Source organism: Streptomyces hygroscopicus subsp. hygroscopicus, from assembly GCF_030269125.1.
GTDB classification, from domain to species: domain Bacteria; phylum Actinomycetota; class Actinomycetes; order Streptomycetales; family Streptomycetaceae; genus Streptomyces; species Streptomyces hygroscopicus_C.
Window position 1 is genome coordinate 185620 of sequence record NZ_BSSM01000006.1, and the last position, 18624, is coordinate 204243.

Below are 18624 nucleotides of genomic sequence, written 5' to 3' on the forward strand. Positions count from 1 at the left end.
AACCGGCAGGTGGGGTGCGGATCAAACAACCAGGACGACGAGCGCCACAACCATCGGTTGTACGACGTGGGTCGGCGGCTACGATGACCGGGTGGATCTCAAGGCCGTGCGCACCTTCGTCACCGTCGCGGACACCGGGCAGTTCCAGGAGGCGTCGGCCGTGCTCGGCATCACCCAGCAGGCCGTCTCCAAGCGGATCGCGGCACTGGAGAAGGAGCTGGGGGTACGCCTGTTCGTCCGGTCCGCGCGCGGGGCGGCACCGACCGTCGACGGGCGCGCGTTCCTGCCGCACGCCCGCGAGCTGCTGCTGGCCGAGGAGCGCGCCGCGGCCTCGGTGCGGCCGGGGCGGCGGGCGCTGCGCGTCGACGTGGTCGGGGCCCGGCTCGGACCCGCGGGCCTGCTGCGCGACTTCCATCGGGCGCGCCCGGAGACGGCCCTGGACGTGGTGACCCTGTTCGACGCGGACACGGCCGTCGCCGCCGTGCGCTCGGGCACCGTCGACGCCACCTTCCGCGCGGTCCGCACCCGGCTGCCCGGCGGTCTGCGCGCGGCCCGGGTCTTCGACGAGCCGGTGCAACTGCTGACCGGCCCGCGGCATCAGCTCGCCGGAGCCCGTTCGGTGACCCCGGCGCAGCTGGCCGGGCACCGGATCTGGATGCCGGGCCTCGTGGCCGGCACCGAGTGGGCCGCCTATTACACGGCGCTCGCCGCCGAGTTCGGGCTCACCATCGACTCGGTGGGCCCCGACTTCGGCTCGGAGGCGCTGCTCGACACGCTCGCCGGCTCCGCCTCGCTCGCCACCCTGGTCGCCGAGGGCATCCGGCTGGTCTGGCCGCGGGGGCACGACCTGCGGCGGATCCCGCTCACCGACCCGACACCGGTCTACCCGCACTCCCTGGTGTGGGACGCGACGAACGCGCATCCGGCGCTCGCCGCGCTGCGTGCCCATCTCTCCGAGCGGCCGGCCGCCCGTCCGTCCTCGCGCGCGTGGACCCCCGCCTGGGCCGTGCGTGGCGCCTTCCCAGCGGGGCACCCCTGAGCCATCATGATCCGGCGTCAGCCGTTTGCCGTCGGTGAAGAGGTGAGGCGCATGGCAAGACTCCGGGCGGGTGAGGGCATTCTCCGCCGCAAACCCATCGAGCACATCGAGGAGACGGAGGTCGGCGAGGGTCCCCGCCTGGAGCGGTCGCTCGGGCTGTGGCAGCTCACCGCGATCGGCGTCGGCGGCATCATCGGCGCCGGCATCTTCACGCTCGCCGGTACGGTGGCCAACGGCACGGCGGGGCCCGCGGTGCTGGTGTCCTTCCTGATCGCCGGTGCCGCGAGCGCGTGCGCCGCGCTGTCGTACGCCGAGTTCGCGGGGCTCATCCCGAAGGCGGGATCGGCGTACACCTACGGCTACGCGGTGCTCGGCGAGTTCGCGGGCTGGTTCATCGGCTGGGACCTGCTGCTGGAGTACACGGCGATCGTGGCGGTGGTCGCGATCGGCATCTCCGGCTACTTCGGATTCCTCGTCGAACAGATGGGGGCGAAGCTGCCCCCCTGGATGCTGGGCGCGCCCGGCACCGGCCCCGGGCACCGGGTGGACCTGTTCGCGGTGGTGCTCTGCCTGCTGATCGCCTGGCTGCTCACCCTCGGCATCCGCAGCGCGGCCCGCTTCGAGACGATCGTGGTCGCGGTGAAGGTGCTGGTGGTCCTGCTGGTGATCGGGGTGGGCGTGTTCCACATCGACACCGCGAACTACCACCCGTTCTTCCCCTACGGGATCAGCGGCGCCTTCACGGGCGCGGCCACGGTGTTCTTCGCGGTGTTCGGCTACGACGCGATGTCCACGGCGGCCGAGGAGTCCAGGGACGCGCAGCGGCACATGCCGAGGGCGATCATCTACTCGCTGATGATCGCCATGGTGCTGTACGTCGCGGCCTGTCTGGTGCTGACCGGCATGCAGAACTACCGGTTCATCGACAAGGAAAGCGGGTTCAGCACGGCGTTCAAGTCGGTGGGCCTGAACGCGCTCGCGGACGTGATCGCGGTGGGCGCCATCATCGGCATCCTCACCGTCATGTTCACGTTCATGCTGGGCGTGACCCGGGTGTGGTTCTCCATGTCCCGGGACGGGCTGCTGCCCAGCTGGTTCGCCAAGACGCACCCGACGCGGCACGTGCCGACCCGGGTGACCTGGATCGTCGGGGCGGCCTCCGCGCTCATCGCCGGGTTCCTGCCGATCGGGGAGGCGGCCGAGCTGACCAACATCGGCATCCTGCTGGCGTTCGTGGTGGTGTGCGTGGCGGTGATCGTGCTGCGCCGGCGGCGCCCGGACCTGCCGCGCGCCTTCCGTACGCCGTGGGTGCCGTTCGTGCCCGCGCTGGGTGTCGTCTTCTCGGTCTGGCTGATCACGTTCCTGCAGTGGCAGACTTGGGTGCGGTTCGCGGTGTGGTTCCTGATCGGCTGCCTGGTCTACTTCACCTACTCCTACAAGCGCTCGGCGCTGGCCGAGCGGCGCACCGGCTGACTACTCCCCCATGACCAGGCCGTCCTTGGCGGCGCCCCGGCTGAGCACCACGTCCCGGATCCGGTCGCGGACCCCGACGAGGTCGGCCCCGCCCGCGACGGCCCGGCCCACGTCGACCACGCGCCCGGCGTCGAGGTCGTACATCTGCGGCACGAACTCGGCCCGCGTCACCTGCCAGCGGCCGCCCGCCCGCGCGGGCGGGGCGAAGGTGAAGCGGGCCAGGGTGGACTCGTTGCCGCGCGGGTCGCGGGAGCCGTCGCCGTCGTCCAGTTCACCGGAGATCTGGTCGCCGAGGCCGTAGACCACCCAGGTGCCGTTGACCTTCTCGTACGGCTGCGGCACATGGGTGTGGGCGCCGAGGATCAGGTCGATGTCCGGGCGCCGTCCGTCGGCGGAGGCGGTCAGCCGGCGGGCGAGGGCGATCTGGTCGCCGGTCGGGGCGTCGTCGCCGCCGGTGCCCCAGTGCAGGGAGAGGACGACCACGTCGGCGCCGGCCTTCCGGGCGGCGCGGGCGTCGGCCTCGATCCGGTCGGCGTCGATCGGACCGAGTGCCCAGGGCTGCCCGGACGGCAGCGGCTGTTCGCTGTCGAAGGTGTACGACAGCTGCGCGACCACGGCGGAGCCGGCCCGGTACAGGGCCGGACGGCGGGACTCCTGCGCGCTGCGGGCGGTGCCGGCGTGCCCGAGACCCGCCGCGTCCAGGGTGTCGAGGGTTCGCCGGATGCCGTCGGCGCCGTCGTCCAGGGCGTGTTCGGAGGCGGTGGCGCAGCCGTCGTAGCCCGTCAGGGCGAGGTCCTGGGCGAGCTGCGGCGGGGCCAGCGGGGCCGCGCCGCCGGCGCCGTCCTCCAGGTGACACAGCGCCAGGTCGGCACCGTGCACGAGGGGTTCGACGCCGGAGAGCATGGGCCGGAAGTCGTAGCCGCCGCCGGCGGTGTCGGAGGAGGCGCGGTCGAGGACGGCGGGGTGGGTCAGGACGTCACCGGTGGCGACGAGGGTGAAGCCGCGGCCGGCGGGCGGTCCGGCGGCGCCGCCCCGGCCGGAGTCCTGGCGGACCTGCTGGGTGCAGGCGGCCGCCGCCGCGAGGACGGCGGTCAGGGCCAGGGCCACCTGGTGTCTGCGTCCGATCATCGGCTCACCCCTCGGGATCTGCGTCAGTACGTCAGTACGGCTGTCGTATTTACTGACCTTGCCGTGACGGGCATATGGGTATGAAGCCGACTCTCCGTCCAAACGGTCCGGGTCCTCTCATTGACCCATCCGGTACTCCCCCCGATGGGCCCGCCGACCGTTCGCCGACGCGATCCGACCGTCCGCCGCACGGCCGCGCGCATCCTCTGTGCGCCGGGCGCGCGCCGCGCTGCGATACCGCCATGACGGCCGGAACCCCACTCATCCCCGTGCCCGGAACGACCTCGCGGACCCGGGGGACGACGACCGCCGAGCACGAGCTGGCGGCCCTCCAGCGGGAGCACGGCGGCCCGCTCCTCGCCCTGCTGCTGCGGCTGTGCGACGGGGACCGGCAGCGCGCCGAGGACCTGCTCCAGGAGACCCTGCTGCGCGCCTGGCAGCACCCCGAGGCGCTGCACGCCGACGGTTTCGCCTCGGTGCGGCCCTGGCTGTCGACCGTCGCCCGGCGGCTCGCGATCGACGCCGTCCGGGCCCGCCGGGCGCGCCCCGCCGAGGTGGCCGACGGGGTGCCGGAGGACGCGCGGATCACCGCCGACCCGGCCGAACGGGCCGCCGCGGCGCTGGACGTACGGGCCGCTGTGAAGACTCTCACGCCGCAGCACCGTGACGTCCTTGTCCTCGTGTACTTCCGCGGGGCCAGTGTGGCGGAAGCCGCGCGCGCCCTCGGCGTTCCGCCCGGTACCGTGAAGTCCCGGGCGCACTACGCGCTCCGCGCCCTGCGCCGGGAGCTTCCGGGTTACGCGGCCGACCTGCGCTGAAACCGGAAGCCGGGTCAAACCTCGGTAAAGCGCCTTGCTGCGGGCCCCGTTGGGGCAATGGGCTGTCCTCATCCGCGTTCCGGGCGAGGACGCGTCCCCGGGGATCGGGCGACGCGCGCGCACCGGAGGAAGGGCAGGAAGGAAATGCCGAACACAGGCCACGAGGGCATCGACGGCGCGGACGGCGCCGGCGGCGGTGAACTGGTCGTACCCATGGCGTGGTTGTACGCCGAGTACATCGCCGACGAGCTGCTGCGCACCGGCGATCTGATGCCGCCGACGTCCTTCGAGTTCCGGGCGGGCCGGGACGCGCTCGCGCTGACCGTCTTCCTGTCCGACACCGAGGGGGAGCTGTCCGGCATCCGGGTCGTCTCCCAGCTGGAGAACTGGCTGTCGCTGACCGCCTGCGACCATCCGTGGCAGGACTGGGTGCGCACCCGCATGGCCGACCTGACCGCGCGCGCCGCCGGCTCCCCCGGTCCCGATCTGGCGCTCGCCGAGAACGCCTGGCGCTGGCTGGAGGAGACCGAGCTGCTGGCCACCGACCTGGACGCGGTCCCGGGCGGCGGCGCGCTGTCCGACGAGGAGGACGGGCCGAAGGTCTGGACACCGGCGTGGCAACTCGGGTTGCCCCTCGGGCACCTGGCGATCCACCTCTTCTGATCCGCTGACGCGCCCGCCGTCACCGTCGGCGAGCGGTCCGGGGGGAGGTCCGCGCCGGGCGCGGCGGCCGCGCGGCCGGGAGGACTCGGTGACACCGCGCGCGGGGAAGCGGACGCCGGGAGCGGGACCGAGGCACCAAAGGGGCCGCGGGCAGTCGACCACGGGGGCCCGGACGGCACCGGCCTGGACACCCGTCGCCCCGCGACGCCCAGGTGCGCCGGCCCTCTCGCGCCCCTCGCCCCGCACCTGTCCCCTCGTGACAGCCAGACGTGACGGCGCACCGCAGCCCGTCGGGCCCGGCGAGCCGTGACGGCGCGCGGCAGCCCGGGGGCCCGGGGCCCGGGGGCCCGGGAGGCCCGGGGGACACCGCGCTCGGCACCGCCGGAGCACGGGCGTCAACGCCCCGACGGGCGGCGGGGGCCGCGTCACGCGCGGGGTTCGCAGCGCCGCTGCGGGGCCCTGCCGGGGGCGGCGGGGGCCGGCCCGGTGGGCCCTCCCCGCCCGGCCGGGCCGCGCGGCCGCCCGTCACTTCAGCAGGCGGGAGAGTCTTCGGTCGGCCAGGGGTTTACCGCCCGTCTGGCAGGTGGGGCAGTACTGGAGGGAGGAGTCGCTGAAGGAGACCTCGCGGATGGTGTCGCCGCACACGGGGCAGGGCTCGCCGGTGCGGCCGTGGACGCGCAGGCCGCTCTTCTTCTCCGACTTCAGGCGTCCCGCGGCCACGCCCCTGGAGCGTTCGACCGCGTCGGTGAGGGTGCCGCGCAGGGCCTCGTACAGGTGGTGGGTCTCCTCGGGCGTGAGGGAAGCTGCCAGCTTGAAGGGGGACATCCTCGCCGCGTGCAGGATCTCGTCGCTGTAGGCGTTGCCGACGCCCGCGATCAGGGACTGGTCCCGCAGGGCGCCCTTGAGCCGGCGCCGTTCGTCCTTGAGGAGGGCGGCGAGACGGGCCTCGTCGAAGTCGGCGGCGAGCGGGTCGGGGCCGAGGCGGGCGATGCCCGGCACCTGCGCCGGATCGCGGACGACGTACACCGCGAGACGCTTCTGCGTGCCGGCCTCGGTGAGGTCGAAGCCCTCGCCGGTCTCCAGCGCCACGCGCAGCGCGAGCGGGCCCTTGCCCGGCTTGGGCCGCCCGTCCGGCAGCCGGTCCCTCCACTGGAGCCAGCCCGCGCGGGCCAGATGGATCACGAGGTGCAGTCCGCTGTCCGCCGCGAGGTCCAGGAACTTGCCGTGCCGGCGCACCCCCGTGACCCGGACGCCCTCGAAGGCCGTGACGGGAGGGTCGTACGTCTTCAGCACGCTGACGGCGGCCGGCAGCACCCGGGCCACCCGCAGGCCGACCAGGTGCTCGGTGAGGAGGTCCGTCAGCGCTTCCACCTCGGGCAGTTCCGGCATACGTCCAGAGTGCCACCCGCCACCGACAACGCCCTGCGGCTCACCCGGTGGGCGCGCGGATCAGCCCTCGCCCAGCCGGAACTCGCACCACACCACCTTGCCGCTGCCGCGCGCCTCCACGCCCCAGGCGTCGGCGAGCATCTCCACCAGCAGCAGCCCCCGCCCGGAGACCCCGTCCCACCGCGCGTCCCGGCGCCGGGGCAGGGCGCTGGAGGAGTCCTCCACCTCGATCCGCAGCCGGCGCCCGGTGCCGACGAGGGAGCGCAGGGTGACGATCGCCGCGCCCTCGGTGTGCACCAGGACATTGGTCATCAGCTCGTCCGCGGCCAGCTCGACCTCGTCGGCGCGCTCGACCGCTCCCCAGGCGCGGACCGCGGCCCGGATCATGTGCCGGGCCTGGGTGAGGGCTTCCGGATCGCCGGGCGCCACATGCTGCTGGAGCCGGCCGCAGGACCGTCCGGCCTCCGGCGTCCGGCGGCGCAGCACGAGCAGGGCCACGTCGTCGTCGCCGCCCCGTTCCTCGGCCGACTGGATGAGCCGGTCGGCGAGTTCGTCCACGTCGTCGGGCCCCGCGCGGACCTGGTCCGCGAGGTCGTGCATCCCGTCTCCCAGATCGGCGCCCGGCTGCTCGACCAGCCCGTCGGTACACAGCAACAAGGTGTCTCCGGGGTCGAGTTCCAGGGTGGTGACGGGATACTGCAGTACCCCGAACTCGGCCGAGAGCCCGAGCGGCAGCCCGCCCGCGACCGGCACCCGCCGGCAGCCTCCGGGGCCGCGCACCAGCGGGTCGATGTGCCCGGCGCGCACCATCTGGACCACCCCGGTGGACAGGTCGGCCTCGGCGTACAGACAGGTGGCGAAGCGGTCGGTGTCGAGTTCGTGCAGGGAGACCGAGGCGCGGGCCATCACCGCGGCCGGGGTGTGCCCCTCGGCCGCGTAGGCCCGCAGCACGATCCGCAGCTGGCCCATCACGGCCGCCGCGTGCGTGTCATGGCCCTGGACGTCGCCGATGACCGCGCCGATCCGGCCGCCTGGCAGCGGGATCACGTCGTACCAGTCGCCGCCGATGTCCCGGCCGAAGGCGGCCGAACGGTAGCGCACCGCGATGTCGGCGCCCGGCACGCTGGGGATGGTGCGCGGCAGCATGGCCTGCTGGAGCCCCTGGGCGAGGTCCTTCTGCTGCTCGTAGAACATGGCCCGCTGAAGGCTCTGCGCGATGCTGCCGCCGAGCGCGACGAGGACACCGCGCTCCTCCTCGGAGAAGCCGCGCCGGTCGCTGTAGAGCAGGCCCATCACCCCGATCGGCCGGGCCTGGGCGATCAGCGGCAGATAGGCGGCCGAGGCGACATGCAGATGGGTGATCTGCGGCCACAGGAGCGGGTACTCCCGGGCGAACTCCTCCGGGGACTCGACGAACCGCGGGGTCAGCGTGCGCACGACCTCGCTCATGGGGTACGGCTCGTCGATCCGGTTCACCTGGCTGGCGGGCACGAAGCTGCCGGCCGGCGCTTCCGCGACGAGCCGGATCCGGCCGGCCTCCACCAGGCCCATCACGAAGCTCGCGGCGCCCAGCCGCCGGATGCCGTGGGTGTCCTTGAGGACGTCGGTGACGTCCTGCACCGTGCGTGCGTGGGCGAGGGCCGCGGAGACGATCTGCACGATGTTGGTCTGCTGGCGGAACGCCTCCTCCTGGGCGGCGCGCACACTGCGCGCCGCGCTCTCGGCGAGCTCCTGGGTGGCGTCGCGGACGATGCCGACGACCCGGCGGGGGCGGCCGTTCCCGTCCCGTCGGATGTAGCCCTGGGTGTGGGTCCAGCGCGGGGTGCCGTCGCGGCAGCGGATGCGGAAGTAGGCGCCGTAGTTCTCGCGGCCCTCCTTGATGCTCTGGGCCACGAGGGCGTCGAGACGGGCCGCCTCGGGCACGGGCACCCGCAGGACCAGCGATTCGGCGCGTCCGTCGTATTCCTCGGGCAGCAGGTCGAACACCTCGTGCGCCTGGGCGTCCATGTGGAACAGGCCCTTGTCCAGGTCCCAGTCGAAGGTGCCCATGTGGTTGAGCGCCAGGATCGGGTCCGGGTGGGCGGGCCAGTCCTCCGGGAGGGACAGGGCACTCGCGCCCCGATCAGCCATGGAGCCACCTTGCCAGGATTCGCCGGATTCTTCGACCGGTCCCGGGACCACGAGCCGGCCCGCGGTCAGCCGCCGAGCACGTCGGCGGGGGTGGGACCGGCCCCGCCGGGGGCACCGCCCGGTGCGGGCGCGTCGGCGCCGCCGGGGTCGGGCAGGGCGGGCGTCTCGGTGACGTTGGGCGGACCGATCTCGTCGGGGGCCTGGGGGCTGGGGGGCGCGCCGAAGGGGGCCGGGTTGTAGAGGGAGGTGTCGGGGGGATAGGCGAGGGGGTCGCGGAGAGTGGGGGCGCCGGAAGGGGCGGACGACGCCGACGGAGTGGAGGGCGTCGACCGGGCGGGCGAGTCGGAGGGGGACGAGGAGGCCGCTGCGACGGGCGAGGCCGAGGCCGACCCGAGAGCCCGGGTGGGGAGCGCGGCGCGCGGTTCGGAGGACGTGGTCGGGGTGGGCGAGGGGGTGCCGGGAGCCGTGGGGGCGGGGGTGCCCTGGTCGTCCGCCGCGGGAGTGCTGTGAGCGTCGGCGGGCGGGATGCCGTCATCCGTCGTGGCCGAAGCCCCGTCGTTCGTCGTGGCCGAAGTCCCGTCGTTCGTCGTGGCCGAAGTCCCGTCGTTCGTCGTGGCCGAAGTCCCGCGGTCTGTCGGGGCCGATGTACCCCGGTCCGTCGTGGCCGATGTGCCCCGGTCCGTCGTGGCCGAAGTCCCTTGGTTGACCGAAGTCCCGCGATGCGTCGTGGCCGAAGTCCCGTCGTTCGTCGTGGCCGGAGTCCCGCGGTCCGTCGGGACCGGGGCACTGCCGGTGTCGGGCGGCGCGCTCCCCTGCTCGCCCGCCGCGTGCGTGCCGTGTCCGCCGGCGCGGGAGGCGTCGTGGACCCCGCCGTCCGGCCCGCCCCCGTCCCGGCCGGTGCCGGCCGCCCCCCGTCTCACCGCCCGTGCGCCCCGCCCCCCGGAGCGCGCGCCGACCCCGTCCGCCCGTGTACGACGATCACCCGCCTCCTCGCCGCGCGCCGCCCCGCGCCCCCGCCCCGACGTCACCCGTCCGGCGTCGATCACCGCTCCCCGCACCTCCCCCGTCGCCGTGTTCGACCGGGTGTCCCGGGGGCTGGGCCGCGCGGTCGGCGGCCGGGACGGGTGGGGGAAGCCGGTGAGCCCGGGATCGGGGGGCGCGGTGTCGGAGACGGCCGGCGGGGCCACGAGGCGGTCCTTGCGGACGTCGGGGCCGACCCGGCGTTCTATCCAGGTGTTCGTGCCGGCGTCGAGCAGCGTCAGGCTGCCCACCGCCTGGGGCGCCGGGGTCACCACGATCACCTGGTTCGGCCGGTAGCCCGACCAGGCGGTGCCGCGCGCCCCGACGCCGCCGCGGGCCTCCTCGGGCGGACGGAGCGGGTTGCCGCAGGCGCAGCGCACCCGGGGCACGCCCCGGTTGTCGACGAGGACGGCGGTGCCTGCCTGGAGCACGGCCTGGTACCCGGCCACCTGCCCGTCGCGGTAGCCGTGGTTGGTGACGCGGGTGTCCGCGCGCAGCAGGACCGGGGTCAGGCCGCGCAGGTAGCCGGGCAGGTCCGCACGGGGGACACCGGCCGTTCGGGCGAAGGCGTCGCCCCGGGCGGGGTCCGACGTCAGGCCGCCGATCTGCCGTTCGACGTCGCAGCCGGCGACGCGGGCGCTGCCGCTGTAGAGCCCGGGGGTGCCGCCGGACAGGGCGCGCGCCGCCGCCAGGGGGGCGACGGCGAGGCCCGCCGGCGGGGCGCTGGCGTCGGCGGTGCGGCCGGTGCCGGTCGGCCGGGGCGTGCCGGGTCCGGCGGGACCGGTCGCCGTGGAGGCGGTGAAGGGGTTGGGCCCCTGCTCGGCGGCGGGCTGGAGGAAGACCTCCTCGCCCAGTTGGGCCTCCTTGACGGCGGCGCCCGCACACCCGGTGAGGAGCAGCGCCACCGACAGCAGCACGCAGGCCATGACCATGGATCCGGTGGGTATGCGCACCGTGCACTCCGCATCACTGTGGGTGAATTATCCCTATTATTTGCTTTGCACCCGTTTCACTGGCAACTCGGGGAGATCGGCACGAGGGAGGCGAGGCGGTCGTGGACTGGTTCACCGCACCCGACTACTGGCTGAGCCGGCTGGTCCTCCAGCGGGCGCTGGCCGCCCTCTATCTCGTCGCGTTCCTGGCGGCCGCCCTCCAGTTCCGGGCGCTGCTCGGCGAGCGCGGCATGCTGCCGATCCCCCGCTACGTGGCGCGGATCCCCTTCCGGCGGGCACCGAGCCTGTTCCACCTGCGCTACTCCGACCGGTTCTTCGCGGCCACGGCGTGGGCGGGCTGCGCGGTGTCGGCGGCGCTGCTCGCCGGGGCGGACGCGCTGCTGCCGCTGTGGGCGGGGATCGTGCTGTGGCTGGTGCCGTGGGCGCTGTACCTGTCGATCGTGAACGTGGGCCAGACCTGGTACGCCTTCGGCTGGGAGTCGCTGCTGCTGGAGACCGGCTTCCTGGCCGCGTTCCTCGGCAACGACGAGGTGGCGCCGCCGGTGCTGGTGCTGTTCCTGCTGCGCTGGATCCTGTTCCGGGTGGAGTTCGGCGCGGGGCTGATCAAGCTGCGCGGCGACGCGTGCTGGCGCCGGCTGACCTGCCTCTACTACCACCACGAGACCCAGCCGATGCCGGGCCCGCTGAGCTGGTTCTTCCACCATCTGCCCAAGCCGCTGCACAAGGTGGAGGTGGCCGCCAACCACTTCACCCAACTCGTGGTGCCCTTCCTGCTGTTCGCGCCCCAGCCGATCGCCTCGGCCGCCGCCGCGCTGATGATCGTCACCCAGCTGTGGCTGGTGCTCTCCGGCAACTTCTCCTGGCTGAACTGGATCACCATCGTGCTGGCGGTGTCCGCGCTGCGGCTCCCGGCGACGGCGCCGTCCCTGCCGTCCGCGCCCCTCGGGTACGAGGTCGTGGTGCTCGCGCTGACCGCGCTGCTGCTGTTCCTCAGCTACCGCCCCGTGGTGAACATGGTCTCCCGCCGCCAGGTCATGAACCGCTCCTTCGACCCGCTCCACCTGGTCAACACCTACGGCGCCTTCGGCAGCGTCAGCCGGGTGCGCTACGAGGTGGTCGTGGAGGGCACGCTGGACGAGGCCGCCCGGGAGGACTCGGACTGGCGGGAGTACGAGTTCAAGGGCAAGCCGGGCCGGCTCCGGCACTGGCCGCGCCAGTTCGCGCCGTACCACCTGCGGCTGGACTGGCTGATGTGGTTCGCCGCGCTGTCGCCCGCGTACGCCGGGGAGTGGTTCGGCGGACTGGTGGAACGCCTCCTGGAGAACGACCGCGCCACGCTGCGGCTGCTGCGCCGCTCCCCCTTCCCGCCGGACACCCCGCCGCGCTACGTCCGCGCCCGTCTCTTCCGCTACCGCTACACCACCTGGCGGGAGTTGCGCGAGACGGGGGCGTGCTGGGACCGGACGTATGTGCGCGAGTACCTGCCGCCGACCCGGCTCGCCCGAGCGGCCGAGAGGTCGTAGCGCTCACGCCCGCGGGCGGGACCCGGTTCCCCGGCGGGCGGCGGCGGTCGCCGTACGGCGGCAGGCCAGGGCCACCCCGGCGACGGTGAGCGGTCCGCACGACAGCTCGGCGGGGTGCGGGCGTTCGCCCAGCCACAGGTAGGCGACGGCGAGCGGGGCGGCCGGTGCCAGGGAGAGGGCGGCGGTCGCGCCGGTGACCGTGCGGCGGGCGACCGCAGCCCCACACGAGGAATCCGGCGGCCGACGGCAGCGCGCCGAGGCGGGCCGCGGCGAGCAGGGCGCCGGGCGGGGCGGTGCAGGACGGCACCGAGCGCGCCCGGGGCGAGCGGCAGCAGCAGGACGGTGCCCGCCCACATCGCGTGGGAGGCCGCCTCCAGGCCGGTGCAGGTGCGCAGCAGCGGTTCGACGCCCAGATGGTAGGCGGTCTGGACCGCGGCGGCGGTCAGGTAGCCGGTGTCGCCGCCGGCCACGGCGATCACGGCCGCCCCGGACAGGGCGCCGGCGGACCCGGCCACCCCGGCGGGGGAGAGCCGTTCGCGGAAGAGGAGGGCGGCGGACAGGGCGCTGAGCGCCGGGGCGACGGCCACGATCATGCTCGCGGTGCCGACCGGGGACCTGCAACTCACCCCAGTTCATTGTCAGTTGGTAGGCGCTCGTGCCCGGGGCGCCCACGAGGACGATGCGCGGCAGGTCCCGGCGGGCGGGCCCACCCCCGCGAGGGGGCACCATGGCCGCCGGGACGAGGGAGGCGACGGCGAGGTCGGCCGGGGCGCGGCGGCGAGGCCCTCGGCGACCGGCCCGGGTTCGCCGGGCGCGTGCCACACCGCCGGGCACACCGCGGGGGATGCGTTCGGCGAGGACGCGGCGCAGGCGCTCTTCCACCAGAATGCGATCGTCACGCATGCGGGATGCTCCCCGCGGGGGTCCGGGCGTTCACGCATCGGACGCGCTGAGGAACGCATTCCCCTCCGGGGGCCACCGGACCCTCGACGTACCGCGCTCGACGGGGCACAGTTCTCCGTGCGTCCTGATTCGTACCGGCGAGTAGCCGACGACTGAACGAGGAGTGCCGTGGGGAGCTGGGCCGGGCGGAGCGCCGCCGAGATCGCCGCCGCCGTACGGGAGAAGCGGGTGACGCCGCGGGAGGTGGTGGCGGAGCACCTGGCGCGGATCGAGCGGCACGACGGGCGGATCGAGGCGTTCCGCACGGTGCGCGGGCAGGCGGCCCTCGCCGAGGCGGACGAGGTGGCCTCGCGCGCCGATCTGGCCGGACTGCCGCTCGCGGGGGTGCCGGTTGCGGTGAAGGACAACCTCGCGGTGCGCGGCGAGTCCCACCGCGTCGGTTCCGCCGCGACCCCGGACACCCCGGCGGCGGAGGACCATGTCACGGTGGCCCGGCTGCGGGCGGCGGGCGCGGTGGTCGTGGGCCTGACGAACGTGCCCGAGCTGTGCGTCTTCGGTACGACCGAGGGCGTGTACGGCACCACGCGCAACCCCTGGGACACCACGCGCACGGCGGGCGGCTCCTCCGGGGGCAGCGCGGCCGCGGTGGCCGCGGGGTTCGTGCCGATCGCGCTGGGCAACGACGGCATGGGGTCGCTGCGCATCCCGGCGGCGAACTGCGGTCTGGTCACGCTGAAGCCGGGGCCCGGGGTGGTGCCGGCGGGGATCGGCAACGGGGACTGGTTCGGCATGTCGGAGAACGGCCCGCTGGCCACGACGGTCGAGGACCTACGGCTGATGCTGGGCGTCCTCGCGGACGCCGACTTCCCCGCCGCCGAGGAGCCCGCGCGGCGGACGATCGCGGTGGCCCTGCGCAATCCGCTGCCCGGGGCGGGCGTGAGCCGGCCGTACGCGAGCGCGGTCCGGCGGGCGGCCGGGGTGCTGGCGCGGGCGGGACACCGGGTGCGCCGGGCGGAACCGCCGTACCCCGTGACGATGGGCGTGACCGCGCTGCGGTACTGGACGGCGGGGACGGCGGTGGACGCCGAGGGCCTGGACCCCGCGCGGCTGGCCCGGCGCACCCGGGTGCACGCGGCGCTGGGCCGGCGCTTCGTCGCCTCGGTCCGCACCGGCGCCGGACGCGATCGTCTGCGCGCCCGGCTGGCCCCCTTCCTCACCGAGCACGACGTCCTGCTGACCCCGGCCCTGGCCCGCCGGTCCCCCGCCGCGGGCCCCTGGCACGAACGCGGCTGGCTGCGCAACGTCCTCGTCAACTCCGCCTACTCCCCCTTCACCCCGCCCTGGAACCTGACCGGCTGGCCGGCCATGTCCCTCCCCGTGGGGACCCTCCCCTCCGGCGCCCCCTGCGCCGTCCAACTGGTGGGCCGCCCCGGCACGGAGCCCGTCCTGCTGGACCTGGCGGCGGAGCTGGAGCGGTCGCTGCCGTGGGAACGGACGGCGCCGTTGGCCGACTGAGGAGGCACGGCGGCGGACGGCACCGGTGGCGGGCCGGCACACGCGGGCCGGCACACGGACGACACCGCGGCCGGGGTACCACCGCGGCGGACGGCGCCCGTGGCCGGCCGCCGCCGTGCGCCGCTCAGCCCTGCCCGCCCCCGATGAACCCCCGGGCCTTGTCGACCCACCCCGACACGGCGTGGGCACCACAGCTCTCGGCGACCGCCTCGGCCTCGTCGAGGTGCCGGTACGCCGCCTCCCGCTCCCCCGTCTCCGCGGCGAGGTAGGCCAGCGCCACCAGCCCGGCCGCCTCCCCCGCCCGGAACCCGATCTCCCTGCGCAGCGCCACCGACTCGGTCAGCCGCTCACGCGCCCGCTCGAACAGCCCCGCCTCCCGGTCGGCGAACCCGAGATGCCGCACGGCGTAGGACATCGTCCGCCGGTCGCCGACGGTCCGCGCCAGCTCGTACGACCGCTCGAAGTACGGCCTGCCGGCGGCGCCGTCGCCCTTCACCACCTGGTACCAGCAGCCGACCCAGAACAGCGCGTCCGCCTCCCCGGACCCGTCCCCGAGCCTCCGGTACAGCTCGGTGGCGCGCTCGAACAGCGCCAGTTCCCCGGCGTCCTCCTCGCGGTCGTCCAGGAAGCGGACGTGCAGCACCTTGCCCCGGGCGAGGGCGAGCGGCGCCTCGACCGCGTCCAGCACGTCGTCGGACCGGTCCAGCGCGGTGGCGTCCCCCCGGAACATCGCCGCCTCGAACAGCTCCCCCGTCTGACCGATCCAGTCCTGCTCCCGCATGTCCCGCCCCTCCCCGTCGCTGTGAACAGCGCCGAGGCTATCCCTCCCCGCCGCGCGGGAGCCGGGCGTTTTCGGGGGTCAGAGGAGCGACCTGTGCATCACGTGCAGACCGACCGGACCGTGGCGGGGATGGTCGAAGGCTTCCGGGATCGTGGCCAGGACGGTGAATCCAGGGAGGTCCACAGACGGACCGCGGGGTTGGTCTCGACCACGGCGTTGAAGACCATGGCGCGGTAGCCGTGGCGGACGGCCTCCGCGAGGACGTGCTCGGCCAGGGCGCGGCCGGTGCCCCGGCCGGTGCGGGCGGGGTCGACCATGAAGCCGGCGTTGGCCACGTGGGCGGCGGGGCCGCCGTAGTCGGGCCGTGAGGTAGGCGGAGCCGACCACGGTGCCCGCCGGGTCCTCGGCTACGTACACCCGCTTGGCCGGGCTCATCCACAGGGCGCGGGCGGCCTGCTCGTCGGTGTCGGGGTCCCAGGCGTACGTCTCGGCGGCGGCGACGATCCGGTGCCGGAAGGGCCAGATCCTCGGCCAGTCGTCGGTAACGGCGTCCCTGATCAGCATGGGCGTGATTCTCGCGGGTCACGCCCATGGGTCGCGACGATCGCGAACGGGTTCAGTCCACGCTGGGCAGGATGTGGGGTTCGGCCAGGTCCTCCTCGTACCCCGCGAGGCGGATGGGGGCGGACCGGGCCCACACGTCGAGGCTGCCGAGTTCTCCGGGCCGGCGGCCAGGACGCTCAAGGTGCTCTTCGGGGCGTTGTTCGCGCTTCGTCTTTTCCGGTGTCACCGCGCACTCCTTATGTGTCGGATCACCCTCGGGGCGTACCGGACCGTGTGTGCTCCGGCGCTCGCCGCCCGCTCGGGTCTGGATGGAAGGCCAGTTCGGGCGCGGTGGCGCCGGTACTTCGGGCGGGACGGACCGATGATCTCCGGTACGCCCCGGACGGACGACATGGGTACCGGTTGGGACCCCATTTCGCTGTCCGTCCACCTTAGGTTAACCAAATGAGCGGACCTCCGCTCGATAGATAGTGCAAACAAGGGGTAACTATCGCGCTTCGATCAGCAACCCAATACCGTCCAATATGCAGCTATCTATGACAAATCGCATCGCCGGTGCGACGTTCCGTATCACCCGTTCGGCCCATGTGACGCAATTCAGGTGCCGTTGGCCGGGCCGCAAGCTCACCATGGTCTGCTGGCGCCCGACACGGCCCTCTCGCGGAAGGACTGACGCATGGAGCTGCGCAGCGTCGAGGAGCTGATGGACATGCTGTGCGCCGGCCGGCCCCAGCACGCGCTGCGGACCGCCGCGCTGCTGCGCCGCAGCCGCCCCGCCGACAAGGAGCTCCAGGTCGCGGGCCTGGTCCAGGGGATCGGGCCGCTGCTCGCCCCCGGCGACGAGGCGGACACGGCGCGCCGCGCCGCCGCGGCGGTACGGCCGCTGCTCGGGGAGCGGGTGTACCGGCTGGTGCGCGGGGACGCGGGCCCCGCCGACGAGGACGTCCTGCGGCTGCGCCTGGCCGGCGAGGAGGGCCGCGGCGCGGGCTTCGACGCCGGGGTGCTGGAGGACTGGCGCACGGTCCTGGAGCTGGTCGCCGCGCGCCACTCCCGCCTCGACGCGGTCGACTGACCCCCGGGGCGGACCCCGGAGATCAGTGCGCGGCGCCCGTCACCACTTGCCGGGCGCGTAGTCCTTGAGGAAGACGCCGTACACGTCCTCGCCGTCCTCGCCGCGCACGATCGGGTCGTAGACCCGGGCCGCGCCGTCGACCAGGTCGAGGGGCGCGTGGAAACCCGCCTCGGCGAGGCGCAGCTTGTCGTAGTGCGGGCGCTCGTCCGTGATCCAGCCGGTGTCGACGGAGGTCATGAGGATGCCGTCGGTGTCGAACATCTCCTGGGCGCTGGTCCGCGTCACCATGTTCATGGCCGCCTTCGCGGCGTTGGTGTTCGGGTGCCCGGCACCCTTGTAGCCCCGGCTGAACACCCCTTCCATCGCCGAGACGTTGACGACGTACGACCGTCCGCGCGCCGCCTTGCGGGCCGCGTCGGCCATCGCCGGGCGGAGCTTGCTGATCAGGATGAACGGGGCCGTGTAGTTGCACAGCTGGGTCTCCAGCAGCTCCACCGGGGAGATCTGCTCGATGCTCTGCACCCAGGTGTTGGTCTCCACGACGTCCGGCACCAGGCCGCCCGCGTCGATCGCGGTCCCGTCCAGGTGCCGGGCGACGCTGGCGTTGCCCGCGACCAGCGCGAGGTCGGCGACCTTCTGCGCGTCCAGGCCGCCGCCCCGCGTCTCCAGGGCACCGGCACCGATCGGCAGCGCGGTGATGCCGTCCACCGCTCCGGAGTTGAAGGCGCCGATCACCTCGTGGGCGGGCAGTTCACCGGCGGGCAGCGGGGCGCTCTCGCCCTCGACCAGGGCCGCGTACGCGGAGGGCAGCCGTCGTACGGTCTGCGTCGCGTTGTTGATCAGGATGTCGAGCGGACCCGCCTCCGCGACCCGCTCGGCCAGGGCCACGGCCTGCGCCGGGTCGCGCAGGTCGATGCCGACGACCTCCAGGCGGTGCAGCCAGTCCGCCGAGTCCTCCATCGCCTTGAAGCGGCGGATGGCGTCCTTGGGGAACCGGGTGGTGATCGTCGTGTGGGCGCCGTCGCGCAGCAGCCGCAGCGCGATGTACATGCCGATCTTGGCGCGGCCGCCGGTGAGCAGGGCGCGCTTGCCGGTGAGGTCGGCGCGGGCGTCCCGCCTGGCGCGGTTCAGGCCGGCGCACCGGGGGCAGAGCTGGTGGTAGAAGTAGTCGACCTCGACGTAGCGGGTCTTGCAGGTGTAGCAGGAGCGCGGGCGCTGGAGTATGCCCGCGATCCGGCCGGGCTCGACCTTGGACGAGGGCAGGATGCCCTCGGTCTCGTCGTCGATGCGCTCGGCGGAGCCGGTGGCCGTGGCCTCGGTGACGGCGCGGTCGTGGGCGGTCTTGGCGGCCCGGCGCTCCTGACGGCGGCGCTGCTTGACCGTCCGGTAGATGTGCGAGGTGGCCCGGCGCACCAGGATCGCGTCGGGGTGGTCCACGTCGATCGTGTCGAGCTCCTCCAGCACGCTGAGGCAGACGGCCAGGCGCTCGGGGTCGATGCCCGGACCGTGGACGACCTCTTCCGCGGCCATGGGGTCCGTGGCCATGGAGCCGTCTTCTGTCACCGTCATCGCGCTGCCGTTTCCCTGATCCGCGCAGCGCTCCGACTCGCGCCCGCTTTCGAACGCGGAATTTTACGGAGCGGCGGGCCCCTG

At 74.3% G+C, this 18624-nt stretch carries 15 protein-coding genes and 1 pseudogene; 7 read left to right on the forward strand and 9 right to left on the reverse strand.

The features are described 5' to 3' along the window. The first annotated feature begins 91 nt into the window (after window positions 1-91). Together QSK45_RS16185 and QSK45_RS16190 are read left to right on the forward strand one after the other, a co-directional pair. Window positions 92-1039 (forward strand): LysR family transcriptional regulator, encoded by a 948-nt coding sequence (locus tag QSK45_RS16185; protein ID WP_285557396.1) that lies wholly within the window; start codon window positions 92-94, stop codon window positions 1037-1039. A 51-nt stretch (window positions 1040-1090) separates the two neighbouring features. Then, window positions 1091-2512: an amino acid permease gene (locus QSK45_RS16190; protein WP_285557398.1), complete on the forward strand. Its 1422-nt coding sequence runs from the start codon at window positions 1091-1093 to the stop codon at window positions 2510-2512. On the opposite strand, the gene QSK45_RS16195 is transcribed toward QSK45_RS16190, so the two are convergent. Further along, a complete protein-coding gene (locus QSK45_RS16195; RefSeq protein ID WP_285557400.1) occupies window positions 2513-3640 on the reverse strand; it encodes a CapA family protein in 1128 nt (375 codons plus the stop codon). Window positions 3641-3882: 242 nt separating this feature from the next. Between QSK45_RS16195 and QSK45_RS16200 the strand changes: the two genes are divergently transcribed. Both QSK45_RS16200 and QSK45_RS16205 read left to right on the forward strand, forming a co-directional pair. Further along, window positions 3883-4458, forward strand: coding sequence for a sigma-70 family RNA polymerase sigma factor (locus tag QSK45_RS16200; protein ID WP_285557402.1), 576 nt, complete (start codon window positions 3883-3885; stop codon window positions 4456-4458). Window positions 4459-4602: 144 nt separating this feature from the next. Next, window positions 4603-5121 carry a hypothetical protein gene (locus QSK45_RS16205; RefSeq protein WP_285557404.1) on the forward strand — a complete coding sequence of 173 codons (519 nt, stop codon included), beginning with the start codon at window positions 4603-4605 and terminating at the stop codon, window positions 5119-5121. A 525-nt stretch (window positions 5122-5646) separates the two neighbouring features. On the opposite strand, the gene QSK45_RS16210 is transcribed toward QSK45_RS16205, so the two are convergent. From QSK45_RS16210 to QSK45_RS16220, 3 genes are all read right to left on the reverse strand, one after another. Then, window positions 5647-6510 carry an Fpg/Nei family DNA glycosylase gene (locus QSK45_RS16210; RefSeq protein ID WP_285557406.1) on the reverse strand — a complete coding sequence of 288 codons (864 nt, stop codon included), beginning with the start codon at window positions 6508-6510 and terminating at the stop codon, window positions 5647-5649. Between the two features lie 60 nt (window positions 6511-6570). Further along, complete coding sequence (locus QSK45_RS16215) at window positions 6571-8640, reverse strand: SpoIIE family protein phosphatase (RefSeq protein WP_285557407.1); 2070 nt, start codon at window positions 8638-8640, stop codon at window positions 6571-6573. A gap of 65 nt (window positions 8641-8705) precedes the next feature. Continuing rightward, on the reverse strand, window positions 8706-10613 hold the full coding sequence (locus tag QSK45_RS16220; RefSeq protein ID WP_285557408.1) for a DUF6777 domain-containing protein: 1908 nt from the start codon (window positions 10611-10613) through the stop codon (window positions 8706-8708). A gap of 101 nt (window positions 10614-10714) precedes the next feature. On the opposite strand from QSK45_RS16220, the gene QSK45_RS16225 reads away from it, so the two are divergent. After that, window positions 10715-12136, forward strand: a complete 1422-nt coding sequence (locus QSK45_RS16225; protein ID WP_285557410.1) for a lipase maturation factor family protein — start codon at window positions 10715-10717, stop codon at window positions 12134-12136. On the opposite strand, the gene QSK45_RS16230 is transcribed toward QSK45_RS16225, so the two are convergent. Continuing rightward, window positions 12028-12762 (reverse strand): hypothetical protein, encoded by a 735-nt coding sequence (locus QSK45_RS16230; RefSeq protein ID WP_285557412.1) that lies wholly within the window; start codon window positions 12760-12762, stop codon window positions 12028-12030. The two genes, QSK45_RS16225 and QSK45_RS16230, sit on opposite strands and share 109 nt — an antisense overlap. A 445-nt stretch (window positions 12763-13207) precedes the next feature. Here QSK45_RS16230 and QSK45_RS16235 point away from each other — a divergent pair, with 445 nt between their 5' ends. Then, window positions 13208-14554 (forward strand): amidase, encoded by a 1347-nt coding sequence (locus tag QSK45_RS16235; RefSeq protein WP_285557415.1) that lies wholly within the window; start codon window positions 13208-13210, stop codon window positions 14552-14554. 124 nt (window positions 14555-14678) lie between these two features. Here QSK45_RS16235 and QSK45_RS16240 read toward each other — a convergent pair whose 3' ends face one another. The 3 genes and pseudogenes from QSK45_RS16240 to QSK45_RS16250 all read right to left on the reverse strand — a co-directional run bounded on the left by QSK45_RS16240 (window position 14679) and on the right by QSK45_RS16250 (window position 16125). Next, the gene (locus QSK45_RS16240; RefSeq protein ID WP_285557417.1) at window positions 14679-15335 is read right to left on the reverse strand and encodes a tetratricopeptide repeat protein; all 657 of its coding nucleotides are present in this window, start codon (window positions 15333-15335) and stop codon (window positions 14679-14681) included. A gap of 78 nt (window positions 15336-15413) precedes the next feature. Further along, window positions 15414-15899 (reverse strand): annotated as a pseudogene (locus QSK45_RS16245) (GNAT family N-acetyltransferase). A 52-nt stretch (window positions 15900-15951) separates the two neighbouring features. Beyond that, window positions 15952-16125, reverse strand: a complete 174-nt coding sequence (locus QSK45_RS16250; protein ID WP_285557420.1) for a hypothetical protein — start codon at window positions 16123-16125, stop codon at window positions 15952-15954. 450 nt (window positions 16126-16575) lie between these two features. Here QSK45_RS16250 and QSK45_RS16255 point away from each other — a divergent pair, with 450 nt between their 5' ends. Further along, window positions 16576-16971 (forward strand): hypothetical protein, encoded by a 396-nt coding sequence (locus QSK45_RS16255; RefSeq protein ID WP_285557422.1) that lies wholly within the window; start codon window positions 16576-16578, stop codon window positions 16969-16971. Window positions 16972-17010: 39 nt separating this feature from the next. Here the strand turns inward: QSK45_RS16255 and QSK45_RS16260 are convergent, their stop codons facing one another. After that, window positions 17011-18540, reverse strand: coding sequence for an SDR family NAD(P)-dependent oxidoreductase (locus QSK45_RS16260; protein WP_285557424.1), 1530 nt, complete (start codon window positions 18538-18540; stop codon window positions 17011-17013). Window positions 18541-18624 lie beyond the last annotated feature (84 nt).